Below are 25,100 nucleotides of genomic sequence, written 5' to 3'. Positions count from 1 at the left end.
AGCGAAGCATAGTCGGGGTGAGTAGAATAATTCACAAGCGAAAGAGAATACTAAAAGTCCTCATGAGTTAATCTACACGCTGAATCCATGCACTGTTTTCCTGAATGCTAAGGAAAACAACCATCCAACCAAACTACCGTAAAGGGCGCCAATGGTAACATCTATGGGGAAATGTACCCCAACGTAAACTTGTGCATAGCATATCACTGCTGCCCAAATTAATAATGCAGGTGCAATCCATTTCCCGTATTTATAAAATAAACAGCTTAAAAATACAGCCATTGCAAAATGGTCGGTAGCATGGGTTGACGGAAAACTGTAACCTGTGCCGCACGGAGCGCGGCTTATGTCGGTATTGGCAGTAATAGGATCGCGGCAGGGGCGCAGGCGCTGCACTGCAGGTTTAATGATGCTGGCACTGGTATAATCGGCAAAGCCTGCAGAAAGGGCTAAAAACACAATCAGTATAGCACCATGCTTTTTATACCGCCAGATTATGAATATGATTAAAAAAACATAAAAAGGTATCCAAAACCTGGCATTGCGCATTACCGGCATTACCACATCAAAAACGGCGTTCCCCCATTCGTGATTAATCAGATAGAATAAATGCCGGTCAAGGTTAAGAAAAAAATCATGCATTGGTCTTAGTAATGTAAATGCGCAGATTAACAGGCCAAATATATAGCATTTTTACACCGCTATCTTTTAAATATTCCTATTTTTGCGGCTTAACATCTAAACGTTTTGACACTAATAAAATCAATATCGGGTATCAGGGGGACTATAGGCGGTGCAGCAGGTAATGGCCTTACCCCTTTAGACATTGTTAAGTTCACGTCTGCCTACGGCAGTTGGGCAGTAAAAAGAACAGGTATCAAAAAAATTGTTGTTGGCCGTGATGCGCGTATTTCGGGCAGTATGGTAAACAACCTGGTTATTGGTACCTTGCAGGGCCTGGGTATAGATGTAATTGATCTTGGCCTTTCAACAACCCCAACGGTAGAAGTAGCTGTGCCCGATGAGCAGGCGGCAGGTGGTATCATCCTTACGGCAAGCCATAATCCTAAACAATGGAATGCCCTTAAACTGCTAAATGAAAATGGTGAATTTATAAATGATACGGACGGCAAAGAAGTACTTGATATAGCCGAAAGAAGCGATTTTATTTACGCGGATGTTAACGATTTAGGGAAGCATATACATGATGACAGCTATCTGCAAAAGCATATAGATAAAGTATTAGCATTACCGCTGGTAGATGTTGAAGCCATAAAAAAGGCTGATTTTAAGATTGCTATAGATTGCGTAAACTCTACAGGCGGGATATTTGTACCAGCCTTGCTAAAAGCGCTTGGTGTACAAACCGTACATGAATTATATTGCGAACCTGATGGCCATTTTCCGCACAACCCCGAGCCTTTACCAGAAAATCTGGTAGCGCTGTCAAAGGAAGTGTTAAAAACAAAATCAGATATTGGTATCGCGGTAGACCCGGATGTTGATCGCCTTTGCTTTGTTTGCGAGGATGGCAGCATGTTTGGAGAAGAATATACGCTGGTTGCCGTGGCCGATTATGTACTGAGCAATACCAAAGGCAATACGGTATCTAACCTGTCATCAACCCGTGCCCTGCGCGATGTTACCGAAAAGCAAGGTGCAGAGTATCATGCTGCTGCGGTGGGAGAGGTAAACGTGGTGAACAAAATGAAAGAAGTAAATGCAATTATAGGCGGCGAAGGTAATGGCGGAGTGATCTACCCAGAATTGCATTACGGCCGCGATGCGCTGGTAGGTATCGCTTTATTTCTTACTCATCTGGCAAAGTTTGGCAAATCTGTTTCAGTGCTCAGGGGCTCTTATCCAAATTATTTTATCTCTAAAAATAAAATAACGCTTACACCCGAGATGGATATTGATGGCTTACTGGCAAAGGTTAAGGATAAATATCAAAAACAGCCACATTCAACCATTGATGGGTTAAAAATAGAGTTTGATAAGGAGTGGGTTCACCTGCGCCGGTCAAACACGGAGCCGATTATCCGCATTTATTCTGAAGGGAACTCTGAAACCATTGCGGATAACCTGGCCAACAAGATTATTACAGATATAAAAGAAATATTACAACTTAATTAAGGGGTTAGTACCTTATTGAAGGTATGAATTATTGAATAGGGCATAATCAACACTTTGCGTCTCTTAATAATCCATTAATTCAATAACTCGATAATTTAAAACACTCCTTCAAAATTATTACCATGCGAGTTTATTTTGATAATGCTGCTACTACCGCGCTTGATCCTGAGGTTTTAAAGGAAATGTATAAAGTAATGGAAGGCCAGTATGGCAATCCGTCTTCTATTCATGCACATGGCCGGGAGGTACGCACAGTTATCGAGAAGGCGCGTAAAACAATAGCTAACCTATTGCATACATCGCCTGCAGAGATATTTTTCACAAGCGGCGGTACCGAGGCCGATAATACCGCTATTCGATGCGGAATAATTGACCATAAGCTTACCCATGCCATTACCACGAAATTGGAGCATCATGCTGTATTGCATACCCTGCAAGCCATGGAAAAAGCAGGCTCAATTAAGTTAAGCTATGCAGATGTAGATGATAAGGGCACGGTAGATTACGATCATCTGGAAAAATTACTTCAAAATAACGAACGCAGCTTTGTATCGTTAATGCATGCCAATAATGAGCTGGGTACTATTACCGATCTGGAGCGTGTTGGTGACCTGTGCGAAGCCTATAACGCGCTCTATCACAGCGATACGGTACAAACTGTTGGCCATTACAAGCACGACCTTAGTAAGCTTAAATTACACTTTATGGTTTGCGCAGCGCACAAACTGCACGGGCCAAAAGGAGTGGGCTTTTTGCATATCAATCATAAGGTCAAGATTAACCCCATGATCTATGGAGGCTCTCAGGAGCGTAATATGCGCGGCGGTACGGAAAATGTTTATGGTATTGCCGGTTTAGCAAAAGCGCTTGAGCTGGCGTATGCCGAAATGGATAGTCACCAGGCCTATATTCAGGACATTAAATCGTACATGAAGGCTAAATTAGAGCAGGACATTCCGGGTGTTAAATTCAATGGTAAAACCGACTCCGCAAAAAGCCTGTATACAGTGCTTAATGTATCGTTCCCGGAGATGGAAATGGCCGATATGTTGTTGTTTAACCTGGATATTGCAGGTATCTCTGCATCGGGTGGCAGTGCCTGCAGTTCGGGTACAGATATCGGCTCGCATGTGTTAACAGCCATAGGCGCTAATCCTGACAGGCCTTCTGTTAGATTCTCATTTTCGAAATATAATACCAAAGACGAGGTTGACTACACCGTGGCCAAGCTGCGCGAACTTTGCATGGTAAATGCTTAATTAAAAATATTTCTTTTGCAGAAATTTGGCAAGCATATTGCTACTCTTAGGTTACATCAAAACAAAAACCTATGATAGCTAATAATGAAAATGCCTGGAATAATGATTTGGATCAGAACCAAGGCTACGGATCAAATTCGTTCGGAAGCACCAATACCGGTATAGACGAAAGCAAACTTGATGATACTGAAGGCGGTGGCAACATACCAGGGAGCTACTCCTCTAACGAAGGTTTTAACGGCCCTAATAGTGTAGGTGGCGGCGACAGCGATTTTGCAACGGGTGATGATATTCCTGAAGACGAAGAACTTGCAGACGACGATCTGGATGATGATGAAGAACTTGATGCCGACCTCGAAGAAGATACCGATTTAGACGGTACTGCAAACGGTAGCTATAGCGGCAACCTTGATGCCGGTTACGATGAAAATGAAATACCTGAGGAAGGCGAATCTGATAATGAGGGGACAGGTTACAGTCAACAGGATGAACAAAGCCAGCAACGTGAAGGTGCTGATACATCATTCAGCGAGCAAATTGACGTAACTCCTCCGGAAAGGCATGAATTTCCTTCTGAAGGTGCAGCTACGAAAACAGACTTTGCCAGCCGGGACCTTGGCCGTACAACCGGCCGTATGTTAGGCCACGAGCCGGGTACCGAAGGAATATAATCCTAACATGAAATATTGAACGCTGAATTATGAATGATGAAGTGCAAGTCTCATTCGCAATAGGGTTCATTTAACAAAAAAGCAGCATTTTTAAATGCTGCTTTTTTGTTTTGTATACTCAATATTATAAATCATTTCTCCTCATTAAGTATCGCTGTACCGTTAATGGCTTTTGGTGCTTCACCATAAGGGGCCAGCATTTTAAGGAATGATGAAAGTTTCTCTTTCATTTCGCGGCGGTCTACAATAAAATCAAGGAAACCATGTTCCTGAACAAACTCCGCGGTCTGGAAGCCTTTAGGGAGGTCTTTTTTGATGGTTTCTTTAATTACCCTTGGGCCGGCAAAGCCGATCAGCGCACCCGGTTCGGCAATATTGATATCGCCCAGCATGGCGTATGATGCGGTAACACCACCCGTAGTCGGGTCGGTAAGTAAAGAAATGTACGGTACCTTCGCCTGGCTTAACAACGCCAGTTTGGCCGATGTTTTAGCCATCTGCATCAGCGAGAATGCAGCTTCCATCATGCGCGCCCCGCCAGATTTTGAGATCATCAGAAAAGGCACCTTATGCTCAATGCTATAATCTATAGATCGTGCTATCTTTTCGCCTACCACAGAACCCATTGAGCCACCTATAAAGTTAAAATCCATACAGGCGATAACTATATCAACACCATTCATTTTACCATGAGCGGAGCGTATAGCATCAGTAAGGCCGGTTTTGTTGATTGTTTCCTTAAGCCTGTCACTGTATTTTTTACTGTCTGTGAAATGCAGGGGATCGCCTGAGTGTAAACTGCCAAAAAGCTCGGTAAACTGATTGTCATCAAATAATACCGAGAAGTATTCTTTTGACCCTATACGCAAATGAAAACCGCAGTAGTGGCAAACATATTGATTTTCAACTTGTTCTGAATAATGAAGCGGTTTCTTACAATTGGGGCATTTATTCCATATCCCGTCTGGTGCTTCCTTCTTCTCTTCAGTTGTTGTGATAATGCCTTTACTTTCTCGCTTAAACCAAGCCATATCTTCTAAATATTTCAAAGTACTGCAAAGAAACGAAAAATATTATAACAAGTTTCTAAATGTTAACTATATCTTAACCATCAATTGAAATTTACTGCAAAGATGAGACTGCCAGTATGAAACTTGTTGCTCAGTGTGGTTGATTAAGATTTTCAATGGTTTAAGCTTAAAATTAGATATAATTATTAGCCAAAACGTTAAAATTTTATAACTTCGGGGCCAAACAAATGCTCATGGATTTAAAAAATTATAAAGGTGTTCTGCACGGCGATCAAGTGCAGGAACTATTTGAAGCAGCAAAAAAGCATCAGTTTGCATTGCCTGCGGTCAACGTAATCGGCACAAACTCTATCAATGCTGTAATGGAAACTGCCAAGGCGGTAAATTCTCCTGTTATCATTCAGTTATCAAATGGCGGCGCGCAGTTTTACGCGGGCAAATCGTTAGATAACTCAAAATTACAGGCCTGCATTTTAGGTGCTGTATCTGCCGCCAAACACGTGCATCTGCTGGCAGAGCACTACGGCGTAGCAGTTATATTACATACCGACCATGCTGCAAAAAAATTGCTGCCATGGATAGACGGTTTATTGGAACATGGCGAAAAGTTTTATGCTGAAACCGGCAAACCGTTGTTTTCATCGCACATGCTTGACCTTTCTGAGGAGCCTATCGAAGAAAATATCGAGATATCTGCAAAATACCTGGAGCGCATGTCAAAAATGGACATGACCGTTGAAATTGAGCTTGGTGTAACCGGCGGCGAAGAAGACGGTGTTGATAACTCTGACGTAGACAGCTCTCGTTTATATACCCAGCCTGAAGAAGTGGCTTACGCTTACGAAGAATTATCTAAAGTTAGCCATCGCTTTACTATTGCTGCTGCATTTGGTAACGTGCATGGTGTTTACAAACCAGGTAATGTAAAATTGCAGCCGGTTATATTGCACAACTCTCAGGAGTTCCTGAAAAAGAAACATAACTTGGATGCCGAGAAACCCATCAATTTTGTATTCCACGGCGGTTCAGGTTCCAGCCAGGAGGAAATTCGCGAGGCTATCTCTTACGGCGCCATTAAAATGAATATTGATACCGATATGCAGTGGGCTTTCTGGGAAGGTATTAAAGATTATTACAAGGCGAAAGAAGCTTACCTGCAGGAGCAGATTGGTAACCCTGAGGGTGAAGATTCTCCAAACAAAAAATATTACGACCCACGCGTATGGTTACGCAAAGGCGAAGAAACTTTTGTTAAACGCTTAACTACTGCATTTGGCGATTTAAATTGCCTGGATGTAAATAGCAAGTTGTAAAATATAGCTGTTAAGAGTAAAAAGCGCCGGTGTTTTAAACATTGGCGCTTTTTTTTAGTTGTAACATTTATTAAAATCCGAATCCATGGCTAACTCAAAAAAAAAGAACCTGTTTGAGAAGTTTGCAAACTGGGCCACTATTGCAACCGGAAGCTCAGCTGCATTTATCACTGCTACCAGTGTCATCATTATTTGGGTAGTATCCGGCCCTCTATTTCATTATTCTGATACGTGGCAGCTTGTTATTAATACAGGCACCACTATTGTTACCTTTTTAATGGTTTTCCTGATACAAAAATCCCAGAATAAGGATTCGAAAGCGGTGCATCTGAAACTGAATGAGTTATTGGCATCGCACCAGGGCGCAAGTAACCGTATGGTAAATATTGAAGACCTGACCGAAAAGGAACTTGACCAGTTGAGTAAATTTTATGTAAGATTATCTAAATTAGCCGAGCAGGAAGATGATATCACCTGTACGCATTCCATCGATGCTGCAAATGAAAATCATAACACCAAACAAACAGGCTTCAAGTCAAAAAAGCACTACCAGGATGCCATTAAAAACAGAAATAAAAAAAGTAACTGACCCTGCTGAATTAGAAAAGGTATTTGCCGTAAGACGCGAAGTATTTGTTGGCGAACAAAACTGCCCGCCCGAATTGGAATGGGAGTTTGAAGATGAATCGAACCATTTTTTAGCTACAGTTGACGGCGAGCCTGCCGGTGCGGCACGCTGGCGCAAAACAGATAAAGGTTATAAACTGGAGCGTTTTGCCGTACTTTCAAAATTCAGAGGGCATGGGGTAGCGCAAGCTCTTGTAAAAGCTGTTTTAGCTGATCTTCCTGCAGAAGCAAATTATGTTTACCTGCATGCGCAGATACAAGCAGTTGGTTTGTACGGAAAATTTGGCTTTGAAAAGACTGGCCCTCAGTTTGAAGAAGCCGGTATACAGCACTATAAGATGGTGAAAAGCTGATTTGTGATAAATGTTTTGATAAAATATTATTTTATTTTGATGTTTAAAATCAAAATAATATTTTGGCGAAAACATTAATTCATGAATAGGTTAGATTTTAAAATTGCCCTTCGTACCTTTTTAAAAGCTAAATGGTATAACGTTTTAAACATTACAGGGCTTTCACTTGGCCTGGCAGCATTTATTTTTGTAACACTTTACGTTGACCATGAAACCAGTTACGATACCTGGAACAAAAACTATGACAGGGTTTATTTGGTTGAAAGGGAGCTGCCCAACGGCCCATCGCCTTATACCCCTGCACCTTTAGCTGCTGCAATTAAAAGCCAGTGCCCCGAGGTGGAAGAAACAGGCCGAACCAACACAGCCCTGTTTCAGATTCCTTTTTATACATCGTCCGGTAGGTTTTTAATAAATAAATGGGCCGGTGCCGATTACTCCATTGCCAAGATATTAGGCATTAAGCCCAAAGGTTTCCAACTCAACCCAAACAGCGAAACGCCCACTACACTGCTATCAAAGGAAACCTCCCGTGTGCTTTTTCCTGGCCATAGCACTATCATCAATAAAACGGTTAACATGATGTCCAGATCGGGCATGCCTTTTACAGTAGCTGGGGTAGTAGATGATATACCCGGCAATACCAATTTCAAATTTGACTGTATAGGTTTTTCCGCTGATATCGCCTCGGGAAAAGACCAAAGCTATGCCAGCCGGATATTTCAGACTTATATAATGGTAAAGCCAAATACGGATATCAACCTTCTGTCAAAAAAGATAGACGGAATATATAAAAAAGCAGCGTTGGCCGATACAAGTCAGGCCGCAAGGGAATCGATAAGTCCTTCCACATCAGCTATATATTTAGATCCTTTAAAAAACCTGCACCTAAGGCCACATTATGGCTCGCATGTTAACGACCAGATCATACGTGGCCTGGTTGTGCTTGCTATTATCATACTTATTGTTACCGGTGTTAATTTCACCAATCTGTATATAACCCAGGCCAATAAACGTTCAAAAGAGGTAGGGGTTAAAAAGGTAAACGGGATAAAGAAAAGTAAAATAGCTGTTCAGTTTATGCTGGAGATATTTTTTCAATGCCTTGTTGCTCTGGTTATTTCATTTGTGCTGGTTGTTATCGGCTTGCCTTATTTTAATCAGTTATTAAAGGCGGATCTTTTGATCTCAGGCATCAACTTTACTATAGTAGCGCAAATTATAGGTATGCTTATAACGCTTACTTTATTGGCTGGTTTGTATCCGTCATTAGTTATGGCAGGCTTTAAGCCGGCGGTGGTTTTACGGGGCGATCAGCTTGCAACCGGAGGAAACCTCTCATGGGTAAAAAATTCGCTGATTGTTTTACAGTTTACCTTCGCTATCGTGTTTGTTATCACCCTTGTCGTTATCAACCAGCAAGTTAAATTCATGCGTACCGAAGATGCCGGGTTTACCGCTAAGCAGGTAGTTTATGTAGATAACATTGCCATATTTAACAGTCCAGGTAAGTTTGAGCCTGTACGCAACCGTATAAAGGCCATACCTGGTGTTAAAAATGTAACGGTGGCTACCAATGTTCCGGGTGGCATTAAGCCCGTATCTAACGAATACACTGTGCAAAGCAAAGCGGTTACCATGAACACCATTGGGGTAGATTATGAGTATTTTGAGGCTTTAAATATCGGTGTGCAACAGGGGAGGGTGTTTAACCCATCCTTTTCCACCGACTCTTTAAGTATTGTTGTCAACCAGGCAGCGGCAAAAGCAATTAACCTGAAAAATCCCATCGGCACAACTATTAGCGGTTGCGGCGGTAGATATAAGATAATTGGTGTTACTAATGATGTTAAAGCTTACGGGTTTGAAGAAAACATACAGCCAACCGTTTATGTAATGAACGACCATTGCGGTTTAACTAAATTGCAGATCATGATAAGTGCCGAAAGTAAGGCCATACCAGCCATGCTCAGTACTCTGAACCGACAATGGGGTGATATCAATAAACTTGATGGCGATACTTTTAGCTACCATTTTCTGGATGAGCTTTACGGGCAGCTTTTTGTAAAGCAGGAGCAACTGCAGAGTGTGCTGTTCTTTTTTTCAATGTTAGCGGTGTTTATCGCATCGTTAGGCATCTTTGCTTCGGCTGCTAATACTATACGCATTCGTATGAAGGAAATAGCTATACGGAAAGTATTTGGCGCGATGGGCCGGCAATTGATGATCACCTTAAGCAAGCCATTTTTTTACACTGTAATCATTGCAAATATTATTGCCTGGCCGTTATCTTTTATTATAGCAAATAAGTGGTTAGCAACCTTTGCCTACCGTATACACCTCTCCATATTTCCATTTGTAATGGCACTGGTAATATCATTACTGATAGTAACCGTTACAGTTTGTTTACAGGTTGTAAGAGCGGTAAGGTTTAATCCGGCAGCCAAGTTAAAGGTTTGATATTAACCAAACACTTTGCCTGAAAACTCCATCGCTTCAGTCAGCTTATCCAGGTCAAGGTCAAGCGGTACATTCTGGTGTAACAGAAAAGCCACAAGATTTTCGGTAGCAATGTTACCTGTAAGGTCGTCTTTGGCCATAGGGCAGCCGCCGTACCCTTTAAGGGCAACGTCAAATTTGCTGCAGCCGGCTTCATAGGCTGCAGCGATTTTTTCCTGCCATGTATCTGGTGTAGAGTGCAGGTGAACCCCAAATTCAGTAATATCCGAAAGTTTTTTTAAGACGGGATACAGGCTGCTAATTTGCTCTGGCTGTGCAACACCTATAGTATCTGACAGGGCAATATAGCCAATACCCTCATTAATCATCATTTGTGCCCAATGCAGCACAATCTCCTCACTCCATTTATCTTCATAAGGGTTGCCAAATCCCATTGATAAATAAATTAGCAGATCTTTTTTCCGGGCGGTACATAATTCGTTAATGCGTTTTATCTCATCAAAGGCCTGCTCCATAGTTGTGTTGGTATTACGCAACTGAAAGGTCTCAGACACAGAAAAAGGATAACCGAGGTAACTTATCTCATCAAAAGTTGCGGCTTGCTCTGCGCCCCTGTAATTAGCTGTAATGGCTAAAAGCTTTGAGCGTGTATTATCCATATCAAGCCGGCTTAACACCTCTGCTGTGTCGCGCATCTGCGGGATGGCTTTCGGAGAAACAAAGCTTCCGAAATCTATGGTATCAAAACCAACTTTCAACAGCAGGTTGATATATTCAGCTTTAATATTAGTCGGTACGAAATCATGCAATCCCTGCATGGCATCGCGCGGGCACTCGGTGATTTTGATGTGATCGGTCATTTAGTCTGGCTTAGATATTTGTTCATCTTTTTCAACCAGCTCTTCACGTTTAAAATTACGGATGATCAGCCTGCTGCCTCCATTGTAGGTTACATAGCTTGCTATCCAGTTAATAAATACAATCACCTTATTGCGGCCGCCCATTAAGGATATCAGGTGCACAAACATCCATATCAGCCAGGCAAAAAATCCCTGAAACTTGAGTTTGCCCAAATCTGCAATGGCTTTATTGCGGCCTATAGTAGCTAATGATCCTTTGTCGTTATATTTAAACGGCTCGGGTTGTTCGCCTTTTATAATTTTATAAATGTTTTTACCGGTAGTTTGGCCCATTTGTATGGCTACCTGCGCCACACCCGGATGGCCTTTAGGCGTTTCGGGCGTAATCATGGCTGCCACATCGCCAATGGCAAAAATATTTGATGAACCTACCACACGGCATATATTATCAACTTTAATACGGTTGCCACGTTCAATAACATCTTTTGAAACCCCTTCAGGTACCACGCCCATTACCCCGGCAGACCATATCACATTTTTAGTTTGTATGCTTTTACCGCCTTCAAACTTTATTTGGTTGCCATCATAACTTTCTACCTTTACGCCCAGTAATACCTCTACGCCCATATCTTTCAAATAACCTTCGGCGGCTTTGGAGCCTTCGTCAGAGAACGGGCCCAATACTTTTGGTAAAAAGTCTACCAGGTAAACTTTCATTTCTTCTTTGGCCAGTTCGGGGTAATCCTTATTAAGTACATGGTTGCGCAACTCTGCCAATGCCCCTGCAAGCTCTACACCGGTAGGGCCGGCACCTACCAGTACAAACGACAGGTACGGAACCCTTTCTTCCCTGGAGGGCTTTAAAACGGCTTCCTCAAGGTTTTGTAATACCAGGTAGCGCAGGTTCATGGCTTCTGGTATAGATTTCATCGGCATAGCATAATGCTCAATCTCTTTATTGCCAAAGAAATTGGTTGTAGACCCCGTTGCAATTACCAGGTAATCATAAGCAATATCACCAATAGCTGTATGCACAGTGTTAGTTTCGGCGCTTATACCCAGCACTTCGGTATTACGGAACCGTAAATTCTTCTGCTCGTCGAAATTTTTACGCAGCGAAAAGGCGATTGATTCAGCTTCAAGGCTGCCTGTTGCTACCTGGTATAATAATGGCTGAAAAGTATGATAGTTGTGTTTATCTATAAGAATAATCTCAACAGGTTTATCTTTTAGCTGTTTGGCAACCTGTATGCCGCCAAAGCCGCCGCCTATTATAACTACTGTCGGGAATTTTGATTGATCAGTGCCGTTCATGAAGCAAATATTTTAATTTTAAAAGCCCCTCTGTCTCTTCCTGTAACGGAGAAACTTATAAAGCCCTTCCTTTAGGGAAGGGTGTGGGAGAAGCTTATAGTTGTAAAACAAAAAAGGCTCCAAATGTTCTTTGGAGCCTTTCAAAATAATGTCACAATTTAATTATTTCAGATCTTTCTTTCCAAAGTCGACGATAACCGGCGATGCCACACAAATTGATGAATAAGTACCGAAAAGTACACCAATCAACAATGCGAATGCAAAGCCACGGATAACATCGCCACCAAACAGGAATAATACCACCAGAATTAATACCACGGTAAGGGCGGTAATTATGGTACGGCTTAAGGTACTGTTAATAGCCTCGTTGATAACTACCTGTGGATCGTCTGTTTTTGCGTGATGATGATTAAGAAACTCGCGGATACGGTCAAATACCACAACCGTATCGTTGATGGAATAACCTATTACCGTTAACAGCGCTGCGATGAATGCCTGGTCGATATCCAAAGAGAATGGTAAAACACCTTTGAACAATGAGAAGAACGAAAGCACCAGTAATGAGTCATGCGCTGTTGCAACCATCGCCCCAAGGCTGAATTGCCATTTACGGAAACGGATCAAGATATAAGCCGAGATTACAATGATAGCAATAATGATGGTCCATTTTGCCGAAGATTTAACCTCGTTGGCAACAGTAGCCTCAACCTTTTGGTGGCTAAGGATCTGTTTAGAAGTAATTGTAGTAGCCGGATTAGCAGCTAAAGCCTTAATTAAGGTAGCCTCTACCTTCGCATCAGTGCTCTCTGCATTGTCATTGATCAGGTAGTTGGTAGTAATGCTGATCTTATCAGAGCCGTAAGTTTTTACTTCGGTACCACGGCCAAGCACAGGGTCAACCACGTTATGTACATCTTCGGTAGTAACCGATGGGTTGAATTTCACTACATAGGTACGCCCGCCGCCAAAGTCAACACCGTAGTTAAAACCACGGGTAAACATGGATATTAAACCCGCGATAATGAATATGCCAGAGAAAGCATAGAATTTAAAGCGGTTTTTAACGAACGCATAATTAGCGTTTTTAAAGGTATGTGAGCTCCATGGGCGTGAAAACTTGATATCCCAGCCTTTTTCAAGCATAAACTCAAATATCAACCTTGATATCAGTAATGAGCAGAACAGGGTAGTGATAATACCGATCATTAAGGTTGTTGCGAAACCTTGTATTGGGCCCGAGCCAAATACAAAGAGGATAACACCGGTTAAGAAAGTACTGATGTTAGCATCTAATATAGAAGGCAATGCATGTTTAAAACCATCCACAATTGCTATGCGGATAGATTTGCCTAAGCCAAGCTCTTCGCGCACACGCTCATAAACCAGTACGTTAGCGTCAACAGCTACACCCAACGTTAGTAATATACCGGCGATACCTGGCAGGGTAAGTACGGCGCGTAAACTTACCAATACACCCATCAGGAAGAAAACGTTCACTAATACTGCTATAACTGCAACCGTACCGGCACGGTTATAGTAGGCGATCATGAATATCAAAATCACCACCAAGCCTAAAACACATGATAATAAACCTGCGCTGATAGCTTCCTGGCCTAATGACGGGCCAACAACCGCTTCGCCAATGATACGTGCCGGTGCAGGCAGGCGGCCCGCTTTTAACACGTTGGCCAAGTCTTTGGTATCTTCCTGGCTAAAGTTACCGCCTGATATTGATGATACACCGCCAGAGATCTCATTCTGAACGTTAGGGGCAGAGTAAACATTATCATCAAGCACAATGGCAATAGCTTTTTTGTTAACCCCTGCAGATGCTTCGGCAGTGATGTTTTTCCATTTCTGGGCGCCCTGAGAGTTCATGTACATGGTAACCTCATAGCCACCTTTAACAGGGTCAACATCATCTTTAGCGTTGGTAATAACATCGCCCGAAAGTACGGGGCCGTTTTCGGCACCGCTAAGTTTTATTGCATACAGGTCAAATACTTTTGTATCCTTCTCTGGTTTTACACCCCATAAAAATTTGATGTTTTGAGGCAATACGGCTTTAACATCCGCACTTCGCAGATAGCTGTTTACTTTAGCGGTATCTTTTTGTTGAGCGCGACCTACCACCGGGCCTGGAGCCAACTGAGGCTGGCCATCCGGACCCTGGTATATACCCGGCATCATGATAGCGAATAACGGGTTTGCTGCGGCCTGTGTTTTATTGGTCAGGCTTGCCGAATCTTTATTGGGATTGTTCTTTAATTTGCTTAACAGTGATGCCGCAGAATCTTTTGCGGTAGCAGCTTTAGCTGTAGCTGCAGCCTTTGCTGTATCCGCTTTCGCGGTATCCTTAACTGTTTTGCTTTTTGCAGCCAGTATGCTGTTAATGTTGTTTAACAGGCCGTATACTTCGGTATTGTCAAAAGTTTCATAAAACTCCAGCTTGGCAGTACCAGATAATAATTTACGTACACGCTCAGGCTCTTTTACACCTGGCAGCTCAATCAGTATACGGTTGGTGCTTTTTTGCAGCTGTATGTTTGGCTGGGTTACGCCAAACTGGTCGATACGGGTGTGCAGTACAGTGTATGATTGCTGTACTGCAGTATTAGCCTGATCTTTCAAATAAGCTTCAACATCGCTGTTTGATGAGTTGAACTTTAATTTATCCTGGTTGCTGTTGTTTGCAAAAATAGCGGCCAGCTTTCCATTAGGGTTCAGCTTTTCGTATTCATCAACAAAAAGGGTAATGTAATCTTTTTGCTCGGTTACGCTCCTGGTTTGCGCATTGGCCAAAGCCTGGTTAAATACAACATCTTTATTGTTGTTTGACAAGGCTGTCACCAGTTCGCGCAGGGATATCTGCATGGTAACGTTCATGCCGCCCTTTAAGTCCAGACCCAGGGCAAGCTCCCTGTCAACACAATACTGGTAAGTATGGCCAAGCACCGGGTATACCGGTTGTGTAGAAATAGAATCAAGATACGCTCTTTCTTTTTCGGCATTACCCTTGGCGTATGCTTTCGCATCATTCTCAACTTTACGGGCCACCCACGTAAATGATAGCTGGTATAAACATACCACAGCCAGCAGAATGGCGAAAAATTTAATAACCCCTTTACCTTGCATCGCGAATTATAATATGTATTGAATTAGTTTATAAGCTTTTTTAAATAAGACGGCAAATCTAATAAAATTTCACAAGCATGAAATTTTTAATTGAAACAAAATATTATCTGTTTTTGTTACCGCCGGTTGAGTGTAATGAATGAGTAGGGATAAGGATTTTTTTCGTCTGCATCATGGTATTCACGGCTCACTTCATTCCATCTCTGATAATCTATTTCCGGGAAAAAGGTATCCGCATCAAAATCATGATGAATGATGGTCAGGTAAATCCTGTCGGTAATATCCATTGCCTGGCGGTATATTTCCGCACCGCCACCAATAAATACTTCATCCTCGCCAGCACAGAGGGCCAGGCCTTCGTCTATGGATTTTACAACTTCGCATCCTGGTAAGGATATGTCCTGCCGGGTTACCACAATATTGCGCCTTTTGGGCAAAGGCTTTCCAACAGAGTCAAAAGTTTTTCGACCCATGATGATGGTACGGCCTGATGTTATCTCTTTGAAATGCTTCAGGTCATTCGGCATGTGCCAAAGCAACTGGTTGTTTTTGCCTATCGCGTAATTTTCGGCGATGGCTACTATGATAGAAATTGTCATTGGGTCAAATAATTTTTGAGGCGACCCAATCTTTGATTTGGTCAAATTTAATAGTTCCCATGCTTGCAGATATCGCCATCTCATACTTGTCTTCTTGAGAGGCATTGATGGTAAGGCCAGCTTCGGCTAAAATAATTCGAAGTAAGGCATAAGCTATCCTTTTGTTGCCATCAATAAATGGATGATTGATGATGAGGCTTTCAAATATGGCTGTAGCCTTTTCAACAGCGGTAGGATAAAGATCTTGATTATCGAAAGTCATGTATGGCCTTGCCAGTGCTGCTTGTAATCCGGCCATATCACGGATACCTTTACTACCACCAAATTGTTCAATCAAAATGTTGTGATAGTATTCTACCTCTTTTACATCGATCATTGTGCAAGTCTTTGAAACACCTCTTTGTCCTCCTCAACTATTTTTTGAAAAAGAGCAATGCGTTTAGCCTTGTCAGTAGCAGTCGACTGTAATTCTTTTAAAAGAACTAAAACATCGGGTAGGTTCTCTTCCGGCACCTCGTCAAGCACCTTTTTGATCTCGTCCTTGATTTCTATTACGGTCATAATACCAAATTTACAAACAATCAGCCTAAACCGCAACTACCCCTTTGATGTGCGGATGCGGATCATAGTTTTCCAGGGTAAAATCTTCAAATTTAAAACCGAAGATGTCCTTAACCTCCGGGTTGATCTTCATGGTTGGCAGAGGCCTTGGGTCGCGGCTCAATTGTAGCTCTGCCTGCTCCAGGTGGTTGTTGTAGATATGCGCGTCGCCAAAGGTGTGGATAAAGTCGCCGTAATCCAGGTCGCATACCTGCGCCACCATCATGGTAAGCAAAGCGTATGAAGCAATATTGAATGGTACGCCTAAAAAAATGTCGGCACTACGCTGGTACAACTGGCAGGATAGTTTACCTCTGGTTTCACCTTTTGAAGGGTCGGCTGGCTCAACATAAAACTGGAACAGCGTATGGCAGGGCGGAAGCGCCATCTGGTTAACATCCGCCACGTTCCAGGCCGATACGATCAGCCGGCGCGAATCGGGGTTGTTTTTGATCATGTTTACCAACTGGCTTATCTGGTCGATGTGCTTACCGTCGGGTGTGGGCCAGCTACGCCATTGGTAACCATATACCGGCCCCAGGTTGCCCTCGGCATCGGCCCATTCATCCCAAATGCGCACGCCGTTATCCTTAAGATATTTGATGTTGGTATCTCCGCTCAAAAACCAGATCAGCTCATGGATGATGGATTTGAGGTGCAGCTTTTTTGTTGTAATCAGCGGAAAGCCTTCTTTCAGATCAAAGCGCATCTGGTATCCAAACACGCTAAGGGTCCCTGTCCCGGTGCGGTCATGCTTTTGCGCCCCGGTTTCCATCACGTGTCGCATCAAATCGAGGTACTGTCTCATATTATGGTTGATTGGGTGAGTGGTTGATTAAGTGAGTGGTTTAATGGTACCAATGAACTATTGGACTGATGAACCACTGAACAATTCCACCACAAATAAAAATAAACTAATTTTGGTATCCTATGGTTGTGCAAAAATAGCAACCGTGTTAATCAATTTTCAATGATCGTTTTTCCCAACGCCAAAATAAATATCGGACTTAATATTACCGCCCGTCGCCCCGACGGTTATCATGATCTGGAAACCGTTTTCTACCCGGTGAAAATTTATGATGTGCTGGAAGCTGTAGAGTCAACGGAGTTAAGCTTTGAGGCGAGCGGACTTGGCATACCCGGAAGGGAAGAGGATAACCTTTGCATAAAAGGATATCATTTGCTGAAGCGCGATTTCCCCAACCTGCCTCCGGTAAAAATTCACCTGCATAAAAATATTCCGATAGGAGCAGGGCTTGGAGGAGGCTCTGCCGATGCTGCGTTTTTTATTAAACTAATGAACCAGCAATTTAAGCTTGGGCTTGATGAAGAAGCGATGATGGGCTATGCCCGCAAACTCGGGGCCGACTGTGCTTTCTTTATTAACAACAAGCCGGTGTATGCTTTTGAAAAAGGCGACGAGTTTGAACCGGTAAATTTAGACCTTTCTGCCTATGCTATCGTACTGGTGATGCCTGATGCCCATGTATCAACTGCAGAGGCTTACAGGGGCGTTAAACCAGCTCAGGTTAATGAAACTGTATATGACCTGGTAAAAATGCCTGTAACGGCCTGGAAAAGGCAAATTCGGAATGACTTTGAAGCCCATATATTCAACGATCATCCGGTTATACGTGGCGTAAAAGCCGAACTGTACGAGCGCGGCGCTTTATACGCCAGTATGAGCGGGTCTGGCGCATCGGTGTTTGGTATATTTGAATCAACGCCAATTCTGCAGCATCTTGAGGAAACCTGCCAAGTTTTTTATAATATGTGATGTGGACAGGGAGTGAAGAGTCGGAAGTCGGAAGTCGAGAGTCTGAAGTCAAGATGTAGCTTGCAGTACCGGCATTTTTGTCGATGATATTTTAGAGGCCTTTGCTTTCGGATTCATTGTTCTGCGCTTTTCACTTATTGCATCCCCACTCGTCTACCACTACCTCCGTATTTCCATTTACTACTCTCTACTCACCATTCACCACTCAACTAATATAATCCCGATCTTCATCACTTAGTGTATTGGAGTCTTCTTTTCCATGGATGTCGTCGTAATGCTCGCTGATATTATACTTTTTGTTTTTTGGGCGGCCAACCAGTACCCCCAAAATAAAAGCCACAACAGATACGGCAGTTAGCATAGGTACCTTTGATATGTACATGGTGCTGAACAAAACAGTAAATTTTACCTGGTCGGTATTTTGCATGATCACTACTGTAAGCAGTACAACAATAATAAGGGCAATGATATTTTTGATGCTCATGGTTCGTTGCAAATAAAGTTTATACAATATGCAGATTTTATCCTGAATTTGAAACAGACTCGCACTACTGTGCATACTCTATTTGGCATATTAAATTGTGGCCTTTCTGAAATTTGCTACTTACAGAATTGAGACTTTTATCAGTTTGCTATTTAAAGTCGAAGCAGTATGTATCCGTTACTAATTAAAATTTCCACCTTGGGGCGTTGGCTTAAATGCAACAGTAATTTAACAGCCTTACAAATACACGATTTTTTCTGAAGAATTTTCAACCAAAATTGATTCCTGTATACAAGCAGGAGTTACCTAATCAGTTTTTATCAAAGTTGTAATTATAACCTCAATACACTTTAACATCACTTTAATCGAATTTTATTTGATGTAAGTATATATTTAAATAAATAACTAATTTATACTCATTATCAGTTTATTAAATGTAAAAATCACTTATTAAAGATGGTGTTGCTAAAAATATTAGTAATTGGGATGTTATAATAAGTTATTTAATTGATGTATCAAAATAGTTGATCTCAATAAATAATTGATTATTATTTATTTATGTTGATAATATTAATTTAGAATACAGTTGTTAAAGATGAAATAAGATATAATGTAGTTTATTCAGCCCGATTTGGGTTAATTGGAACTTATTACACTAATCTAAAAGTTGATTTTGCCTCTGTTTAAACGAATTGCTAAGGAACGGGAATAATGCCTCAAAAAATTAAAGTGTCTTAAATGGGCTAAAAAGGGCTTTAAATTTAAGCGCGCTTTTCCCCTACCCTGCATTAGTTAGGGCGTAAATTGCAGTGAAAAGTTTAAGAAAAAGGTTAGATGCTCCGGCGCCTGGCCACTTGTTTTTGGGCGACAGGAAACAGGAAAATAGTAGATAAAATAATTGCGGCGCCTATCCAAAAACCAGTAGTCATGGTACTGGTATTTGTGAAAAAAAGGAAAGACATGATGATGCCATAAACTGGCTCCAGGTTGGTTATAAGTGCTACCCTGAAAGCCGAAAGTTCGCGCATAACTGATACGCCGGCTACATAGGCAAGCGATGTACAAACGGTTCCAAGCAGCACCAAGTAACCAATATCAGTTGGTTTAGGCACAATAAAACCAGTGCTTCCTGCAGTTATAAAAAGGTAAATTGTTATCCATATAAACGCTCCTGATAACTCATAAAACGCTATAACAGGTGCTTCATATATTTTAACATGGCGCCCGTTTATGATAGCAAAAAGGCTTGCCAGTACAGCGCTTGCCAACCCGGCTATGATGCCCTTAGTGTATTGTGTTTCAAATTTGAATATTAGAAATATGCCGATAATGATAAAAATACCGCTGATGATCTCCAGTTTAGAGATGCGTTTTTTGTTGATAAGCGGCTCAAAAACCGCTGTAAAAAGTGTGATGGATGAGAGGCAAACCAGCGTTACCGGCACAGTTGAAAGCTTGATGGAAGCGAAAAAAAGTATCCAGTGCCCGCCTACTAACGCGCCGGTAAGGGCGAAATTCAGCATCGTTTTAGGGCTTATCTTAAACGCTTTTTTGCTGAATTTAAAGTATAAAAACAGCGAAACACTCGCAATAAGCACACGGTACCAAACCAAATTTACGGCAGAAATTGATATCAGCTGACCTAAAATTCCGGTAAAACCCCATATAAAAACTGTGAAATGCAGTAGTAAAAGGTTCTTATTTAAGCCGGAATTGTTGGTGTTTTGAAGCATTATTTTGGTGCTTTAACAATAAGGACATACCCCAGAATGCCGAACAAAACGTTAGGGATAAAGACTGAAATAATAGGGCTAAAGCCGCCTTTTATCGAAAAAACAAAGGCAAATTTATTGACCACGATGTACGTAAAACATATAAAAATACCGATGCCCAGGGGTAATCCAACCCCTCCGCGTACCTTTCTGGATGCTATGGCAACGCCTATACAAGTCAGTACAAATGATGATAAAGGCTCTACAAAGCGGCGATATTTTTCAAATTGCATATCTATAACGGCGCCTGTACTGCGTATTTTTTCCTTCTCGATACCCTGGTTTAAAGTGGCTAAAGACATGGCCCCGTAAATATTGCTTACCACATTATCATGGGCTTCAAAGTCTATCGGGCGCATATCCAAAACCGTATCTATAGATGGTATATTCTTTCTGATAGTTTCTTTTAAACCATCTACATACCTAATATATGGGTTGTTAATTATCCAGTGGTTTTTAACCGAATCATACTTGATACTGGTGGCTGTAAGTTTTTCTTTAAGCACATCGCCATCAAATTTTTCCATCATAAACTGGTATCCCGTCTTCATATCAGGGTCGTACGATTGAAGGTAAACATAGGTGTGTTTATCCAATTGAATATGTACCTCACTCTTGGATGGATCATCGTTTGCAAAGAAATTGGCGCTTTCAAAGTCAACTTTTAGCTTGTTTGTATACGGAATAACGTACAAATTCAATAAAAGCGATACCACGAATATTAATGCTGCAGATAGCGTGTAAGGACGCAAAAAACGATAAAAGCTGGCCCTGCTTGTTAAAATGGGAACAATTTCTGTTTGATTGGCCATTTTAGCCGTAAAAAATATCACCGCTAAGAAGTTGATAAGCGGCGATAAAAGCATCAGATAAAAGGGTATAAAACCAGCGTAATACTTAAATATGATATCATTTAAAGATGACTTTTTATTTAAAAAGTTATCCAAATGTTCAGATACATCAAATATAACGGAGATCACCAGGAATATCCCGAGCGTAAACACGAATGTGCCCAGGTATTTCCCCATGATGTACCTATCGATAACAGTGAGATATTTACGAAAAAAAGCCTTCATTTATAGTCTTGTACCTAAGCGGTTCACCATTTTGTTCTTCCAGTCGTAAAACTCTCCGGCGATGATTTTATTGCGTGCCTGGGTTACCAGCCACAAATAAAAGTGCAGGTTATGCAGGGTGGCTATCTGTGCGCCAAGCATTTCGCCGCTATGTATCAAATGGCGCAGGTAAGCTTTGGTATAAACCTTATCGGCAAACAGATCACTGTCTGCTTCAATCGGCGAAAAGTCGTTTTTCCACTTTTCGTTCTTGATATTGATGATGCCATCTTTAGTAAAAAGCATACCGTTGCGCGCGTTACGCGTAGGCATAACGCAATCAAACATATCAATGCCCAGCGCAATGTTTTCAAGTATGTTGACAGGAGTACCTACGCCCATTAAATACCGGGGTTTATGCTGTGGTAATATATCGCAAACCACCTCCGTCATAGCATACATTTCTTCTGCCGGTTCACCTACAGAAAGGCCTCCAATGGCGTTCCCTTCGCGTTCAAAAGAGGCGATAACTTCCGCGGAACGCACCCGCAGATCCTTGTAAACCGACCCCTGAACTATAGGAAAAAGTGTTTGGCTGTAACCATATTTCGGCTCGGTATTATCAAACCTGTCGCAGCAGCGTTTAAGCCAGCGATGGGTCATCTCTATCGAGCGTTTAGCATAGTTATACTCGCATGGATAGGGGGTGCATTCATCAAAAGCCATAATGATATCCGCGCCTATGATGCGCTGAATATCCATCACGTTTTCGGGAGTAAAAAGGTGTTTTGAGCCGTCCACATGAGAGCGGAATGTTACCCCTTCTTCCTTTATCTTGCGTACCTCGGTAAGCGAATACACCTGGTAACCGCCGCTATCGGTAAGTATAGGGCCATCCCAGCCGTTAAATTTATGCAGGCCGCCTGCTTGTTCCAGCGTGCTTAAACCTGGCCTTAAATATAGATGGTAGGTATTGCCTAATATGATCTGCGCCTTAATATCATCTTTAAGCTCACGCTGATGTACAGCTTTTACCGTACCTGCTGTGCCCACAGGCATAAAAATAGGCGTTTGTATTACACCATGGTCGGTAACCAACTCGCCCGCCCGGGCTTTAGAAAGAGGATCTTGTGCTTGTAAAGTGAATTTCATTTATTCTGGCAAAATTACGAAAACCGTTTGTATTGCCCGTTGCTTAATTGCTGCATTGTTAGATTGTTGCGATTGATAGGTATGCAGAATTATACAGCTAATAATCAGCTTAAAAGAATAGTCGGTTTTCTCGGCGATTTTTAACAAATTTGCTGTTTATTATATAGGGTTTGGAAGCTTATATTCAAGAGGCATTATTCATTTTATTTCAGCTTTGTTTTATCGTTCAACTGTATTATCTGTTAGCTAACCACAGCAGGCTTGCAAGTTATAACCCTCGTACCGAGCTGCCGGAGACTAACCTGCCGGTTTCAGTTATTATAAGTGCACGTAACGAGGCTGATAACTTAAGGCAAAACCTGCCTTATATATTGCAGCAAAAATACCCGGATTATGAGGTAGTGGTGGTAAACGATTGTTCTACCGACGGATCTGATGTGATATTGATGGATATTCAAAGCGAATTTCCACACCTTAAAATTGTAACAGTTACCGAGCACGAGCGGTATAAAACCGGCAAAAAATTTGCGCTTACCCTGGGTATAAAAGCAGCAAAAAACAACCATTTTTTATTTACCGATGCCGATTGCAAACCGGCTACCCTGCATTGGGTAACCCGTATGGCCGCTAACTTCAATGCATCAACACAAATTGTATTAGGGTACTCGCCCTATACTAAAACCACTAATTTTCTGAGCCCTTTTATACGTTTTGAAACGCTTAAAACGGCTATTAACTACTTATCTGCAGCACTTATAGGTGACGCTTATATGGGCATAGGACGCAATCTGGCCTACACCAGAAGCCTGTTTTTTGGGGCAAAAGGCTTCGCTTCGCACATGCATGTTATGAGCGGGGATGATGATCTGTTTGTCAACCAAAACGCAAACGCAACAAATACGGCTATAGAGATACACCCGGATACATTTACTTACAGTGACGCGAAAACTACATTAGGCGGTTGGTTCCGGCAAAAGAAGAGGCACATGGGCGTTGGGAAATTGTATAAAAACCAGCATCGGCGCATGCTTAGCCTGGATGCCGTAAGCGGTTTTCTGTTTTATGTTCTGTTTATTTTGTTCATTATTTTAAATTTTGAACCATTATTTGCAGCGGGTGTTCTAATATTCAGGGCGATATTGCAGTTTTTTATCTATCGAAAGATATTTAACAAATTGCAGTGCGGCGATCTGATATGGTGGTTACCCTTTTTAGATATAGTATATTACATATATTTAAATGTGTTTGGATTGATTGGTACCTTTATTAAAACAACGCGATGGAAGTAAATAAGAACTTTACAGAGAACGCTAAAAACGATTTTCATCTTGTTGTGAAAGCAAGGGAGGGCAACCAAAGAGCTTATGCCGACCTGATGCACCGTTACAAGGATTCCATTTATTTTATGGTGCTTAAGATGGTAAATAATAAAGAGGATGCTATGGATCTGACTGTGGAAACCTTTGCCAAAGCATTTGAAAAATTAGATAAATATCAACCTGAATTTGCTTTTAGTACATGGTTATTCAGGGTGGCTACCAATAACTGTATTGATTTTATCCGCAAAAAGAAATTAAATACACAATCTATACACGGAATGCTGGATGATGAGGGTGATGAAAAACCGCTGCAAATAAAGGCAGATTCGCTGAACCCTGAAGAGTCATCCATCAAAAAGCAACAAACTACCGAATTAAAATTACTAATAGAAAGTTTGCCCCCGCGTTACCGTAACCTGATTATTTTACGTTACTTCGATGAACTGTCATATGAAGAAATTGCCCAACAGCTTGATTTACCTTTGGGGACGGTCAAAGCTCAGCTATTTAGGGGCAGGTATTTATTGGGTAACATCATAAACCGTTATAAAAAGGATGACATCTGATATCCTGTTGAAATACTTTCCTGATATTACTGCGCAGCAGCAGGAGCAATTTGGCCGCCTGCAGGAACTTTATACTTTTTGGAACAACCAGATCAATGTGATATCGCGTAAGGATATTGATCTGTTGTATGAGCGCCACGTGCTGCACTCGTTGGGCATAGCCAAAGTAATGCCTTTTTTACCCGGCGAAACAGTACTTGATGTAGGTACAGGCGGGGGCTTTCCCGGCATACCATTGGCTATTATGTTTCCGCAAACACAGTTTCACCTGGTTGATAGCATAGGAAAAAAAGTAAAGGTAGTAACTGAAGTCGCACAGGCCTTAGGGCTTCAAAACCTGCGTGCATCACACTCAAGGGCCGAGGATATCAGGGAGAAATTCGACTTTGTGGTGTCGCGCGCGGTAACCCAGCTTAAAGATTTTTACCCATGGGTAAAGGGAAAATTCAATAAGCAATCAAAAAATAAACTGGCTAACGGGATACTCTATTTAAAAGGAGGGGACTTAACGCAAGAAATTGCCGACGCGGGTTTAGCCGTGCAGCAATTCTACCTCAAGGATTATTTTGATGAGGATTTCTTTGAAACCAAGCAGGTTATCTATGTAAAAGCATAGC

At 41.9% G+C, this 25,100-nt stretch carries 24 protein-coding genes; 11 read left to right on the top strand and 13 right to left on the bottom strand.

All coding sequences use genetic code 11. The features are described from left to right. Positions 1 to 72: 72 nt before the first annotated feature. The gene (locus tag ACFQZX_RS01685; protein ID WP_377111013.1) at positions 73 to 642 is read right to left on the bottom strand and encodes a phosphatase PAP2 family protein; all 570 of its coding nucleotides are present in this window, start codon (positions 640 to 642) and stop codon (positions 73 to 75) included. A gap of 105 nt (positions 643 to 747) precedes the next feature. Here ACFQZX_RS01685 and glmM point away from each other — a divergent pair, with 105 nt between their 5' ends. From glmM to ACFQZX_RS01670, 3 genes are all read left to right on the top strand, one after another. Next, positions 748 to 2,136, top strand: a complete 1,389-nt coding sequence (gene glmM, locus ACFQZX_RS01680) for a phosphoglucosamine mutase (RefSeq protein WP_377111012.1) — start codon at positions 748 to 750, stop codon at positions 2,134 to 2,136. Between the two features lie 122 nt (positions 2,137 to 2,258). Further along, entirely contained in the window at positions 2,259 to 3,395 is a 1,137-nt protein-coding gene (locus tag ACFQZX_RS01675) for a cysteine desulfurase family protein (RefSeq protein ID WP_377111011.1), read from the top strand. Positions 3,396 to 3,466: 71 nt separating this feature from the next. Next, positions 3,467 to 4,066 (top strand): hypothetical protein, encoded by a 600-nt coding sequence (locus ACFQZX_RS01670; protein ID WP_377111010.1) that lies wholly within the window; start codon positions 3,467 to 3,469, stop codon positions 4,064 to 4,066. A gap of 131 nt (positions 4,067 to 4,197) precedes the next feature. Here ACFQZX_RS01670 and accD read toward each other — a convergent pair whose 3' ends face one another. After that, complete coding sequence (accD, locus tag ACFQZX_RS01665) at positions 4,198 to 5,097, bottom strand: acetyl-CoA carboxylase, carboxyltransferase subunit beta (protein ID WP_377111277.1); 900 nt, start codon at positions 5,095 to 5,097, stop codon at positions 4,198 to 4,200. A gap of 233 nt (positions 5,098 to 5,330) precedes the next feature. Between accD and fbaA the strand changes: the two genes are divergently transcribed. The 4 genes from fbaA to ACFQZX_RS01645 all read left to right on the top strand — a co-directional run bounded on the left by fbaA (position 5,331) and on the right by ACFQZX_RS01645 (position 9,850). Next, on the top strand, positions 5,331 to 6,410 hold the full coding sequence (fbaA, locus tag ACFQZX_RS01660) for a class II fructose-bisphosphate aldolase (RefSeq protein ID WP_377111009.1): 1,080 nt from the start codon (positions 5,331 to 5,333) through the stop codon (positions 6,408 to 6,410). 85 nt (positions 6,411 to 6,495) lie between these two features. Then, a complete protein-coding gene (locus ACFQZX_RS01655; RefSeq protein WP_377111008.1) occupies positions 6,496 to 6,999 on the top strand; it encodes a low affinity iron permease family protein in 504 nt (167 codons plus the stop codon). Continuing rightward, on the top strand, positions 6,965 to 7,390 hold the full coding sequence (locus tag ACFQZX_RS01650; RefSeq protein ID WP_377111007.1) for a GNAT family N-acetyltransferase: 426 nt from the start codon (positions 6,965 to 6,967) through the stop codon (positions 7,388 to 7,390). Before ACFQZX_RS01655 ends, ACFQZX_RS01650 begins: the two co-directional genes overlap by 35 nt. An 81-nt stretch (positions 7,391 to 7,471) precedes the next feature. Beyond that, positions 7,472 to 9,850 carry an ABC transporter permease gene (locus tag ACFQZX_RS01645; RefSeq protein ID WP_377111006.1) on the top strand — a complete coding sequence of 793 codons (2,379 nt, stop codon included), beginning with the start codon at positions 7,472 to 7,474 and terminating at the stop codon, positions 9,848 to 9,850. A gap of 2 nt (positions 9,851 to 9,852) precedes the next feature. Here the strand turns inward: ACFQZX_RS01645 and ACFQZX_RS01640 are convergent, their stop codons facing one another. From ACFQZX_RS01640 to ACFQZX_RS01610, 7 genes are all read right to left on the bottom strand, one after another. Further along, positions 9,853 to 10,710 (bottom strand): hydroxymethylglutaryl-CoA lyase, encoded by an 858-nt coding sequence (locus ACFQZX_RS01640; RefSeq protein ID WP_377111005.1) that lies wholly within the window; start codon positions 10,708 to 10,710, stop codon positions 9,853 to 9,855. Continuing rightward, a complete protein-coding gene (locus tag ACFQZX_RS01635) occupies positions 10,711 to 12,024 on the bottom strand; it encodes an NAD(P)/FAD-dependent oxidoreductase (protein ID WP_377111004.1) in 1,314 nt (437 codons plus the stop codon). 162 nt (positions 12,025 to 12,186) lie between these two features. After that, positions 12,187 to 15,159, bottom strand: a complete 2,973-nt coding sequence (secDF, locus tag ACFQZX_RS01630; RefSeq protein WP_377111003.1) for a protein translocase subunit SecDF — start codon at positions 15,157 to 15,159, stop codon at positions 12,187 to 12,189. A 116-nt stretch (positions 15,160 to 15,275) separates the two neighbouring features. Continuing rightward, entirely contained in the window at positions 15,276 to 15,758 is a 483-nt protein-coding gene (locus ACFQZX_RS01625) for a dihydrofolate reductase (RefSeq protein ID WP_377111002.1), read from the bottom strand. 4 nt (positions 15,759 to 15,762) lie between these two features. After that, positions 15,763 to 16,134, bottom strand: coding sequence for a type II toxin-antitoxin system death-on-curing family toxin (locus tag ACFQZX_RS01620; RefSeq protein ID WP_377111001.1), 372 nt, complete (start codon positions 16,132 to 16,134; stop codon positions 15,763 to 15,765). Further along, entirely contained in the window at positions 16,131 to 16,319 is a 189-nt protein-coding gene (locus ACFQZX_RS01615) for a hypothetical protein (RefSeq protein WP_377111000.1), read from the bottom strand. Before ACFQZX_RS01615 ends, ACFQZX_RS01620 begins: the two co-directional genes overlap by 4 nt. Before the next feature lie 25 nt (positions 16,320 to 16,344). After that, positions 16,345 to 17,166, bottom strand: coding sequence for a thymidylate synthase (locus ACFQZX_RS01610; RefSeq protein WP_377110999.1), 822 nt, complete (start codon positions 17,164 to 17,166; stop codon positions 16,345 to 16,347). A gap of 162 nt (positions 17,167 to 17,328) precedes the next feature. Between ACFQZX_RS01610 and ispE the strand changes: the two genes are divergently transcribed. Beyond that, the gene (ispE, locus tag ACFQZX_RS01605; RefSeq protein WP_377110998.1) at positions 17,329 to 18,135 is read left to right on the top strand and encodes a 4-(cytidine 5'-diphospho)-2-C-methyl-D-erythritol kinase; all 807 of its coding nucleotides are present in this window, start codon (positions 17,329 to 17,331) and stop codon (positions 18,133 to 18,135) included. A 205-nt stretch (positions 18,136 to 18,340) separates the two neighbouring features. Here ispE and ACFQZX_RS01600 read toward each other — a convergent pair whose 3' ends face one another. The 4 genes from ACFQZX_RS01600 to tgt form a co-directional block, all read right to left on the bottom strand. Further along, complete coding sequence (locus ACFQZX_RS01600; RefSeq protein ID WP_377110997.1) at positions 18,341 to 18,619, bottom strand: hypothetical protein; 279 nt, start codon at positions 18,617 to 18,619, stop codon at positions 18,341 to 18,343. A gap of 830 nt (positions 18,620 to 19,449) precedes the next feature. Next, positions 19,450 to 20,352 (bottom strand): DMT family transporter, encoded by a 903-nt coding sequence (locus tag ACFQZX_RS01595; protein ID WP_377110996.1) that lies wholly within the window; start codon positions 20,350 to 20,352, stop codon positions 19,450 to 19,452. Then, positions 20,352 to 21,467 (bottom strand): LptF/LptG family permease, encoded by a 1,116-nt coding sequence (locus tag ACFQZX_RS01590; RefSeq protein ID WP_377110995.1) that lies wholly within the window; start codon positions 21,465 to 21,467, stop codon positions 20,352 to 20,354. Before ACFQZX_RS01590 ends, ACFQZX_RS01595 begins: the two co-directional genes overlap by 1 nt. Next, positions 21,468 to 22,598 carry a tRNA guanosine(34) transglycosylase Tgt gene (gene tgt, locus ACFQZX_RS01585; protein ID WP_377110994.1) on the bottom strand — a complete coding sequence of 377 codons (1,131 nt, stop codon included), beginning with the start codon at positions 22,596 to 22,598 and terminating at the stop codon, positions 21,468 to 21,470. It abuts the gene before it with no gap. Between the two features lie 170 nt (positions 22,599 to 22,768). Here tgt and ACFQZX_RS01580 point away from each other — a divergent pair, with 170 nt between their 5' ends. From ACFQZX_RS01580 to rsmG, 3 genes are read left to right on the top strand one after another with little or no spacing between them, the layout of a single operon-like run. Further along, on the top strand, positions 22,769 to 23,887 hold the full coding sequence (locus ACFQZX_RS01580) for a glycosyltransferase (RefSeq protein ID WP_377110993.1): 1,119 nt from the start codon (positions 22,769 to 22,771) through the stop codon (positions 23,885 to 23,887). After that, positions 23,878 to 24,483 carry an RNA polymerase sigma factor gene (locus tag ACFQZX_RS01575; protein WP_377110992.1) on the top strand — a complete coding sequence of 202 codons (606 nt, stop codon included), beginning with the start codon at positions 23,878 to 23,880 and terminating at the stop codon, positions 24,481 to 24,483. Before ACFQZX_RS01580 ends, ACFQZX_RS01575 begins: the two co-directional genes overlap by 10 nt. Next, on the top strand, positions 24,473 to 25,099 hold the full coding sequence (gene rsmG, locus ACFQZX_RS01570) for a 16S rRNA (guanine(527)-N(7))-methyltransferase RsmG (RefSeq protein ID WP_377110991.1): 627 nt from the start codon (positions 24,473 to 24,475) through the stop codon (positions 25,097 to 25,099). The genes ACFQZX_RS01575 and rsmG overlap by 11 nt, the downstream gene beginning before the upstream one ends. The last annotated feature ends 1 nt before the right edge of the window (position 25,100 follow it).

The organism is Mucilaginibacter litoreus (assembly GCF_042676805.1).
Lineage (GTDB): Bacteria > Bacteroidota > Bacteroidia > Sphingobacteriales > Sphingobacteriaceae > Mucilaginibacter > Mucilaginibacter litoreus.
This window is presented reverse-complemented; position numbering and strand designations above follow the sequence as displayed.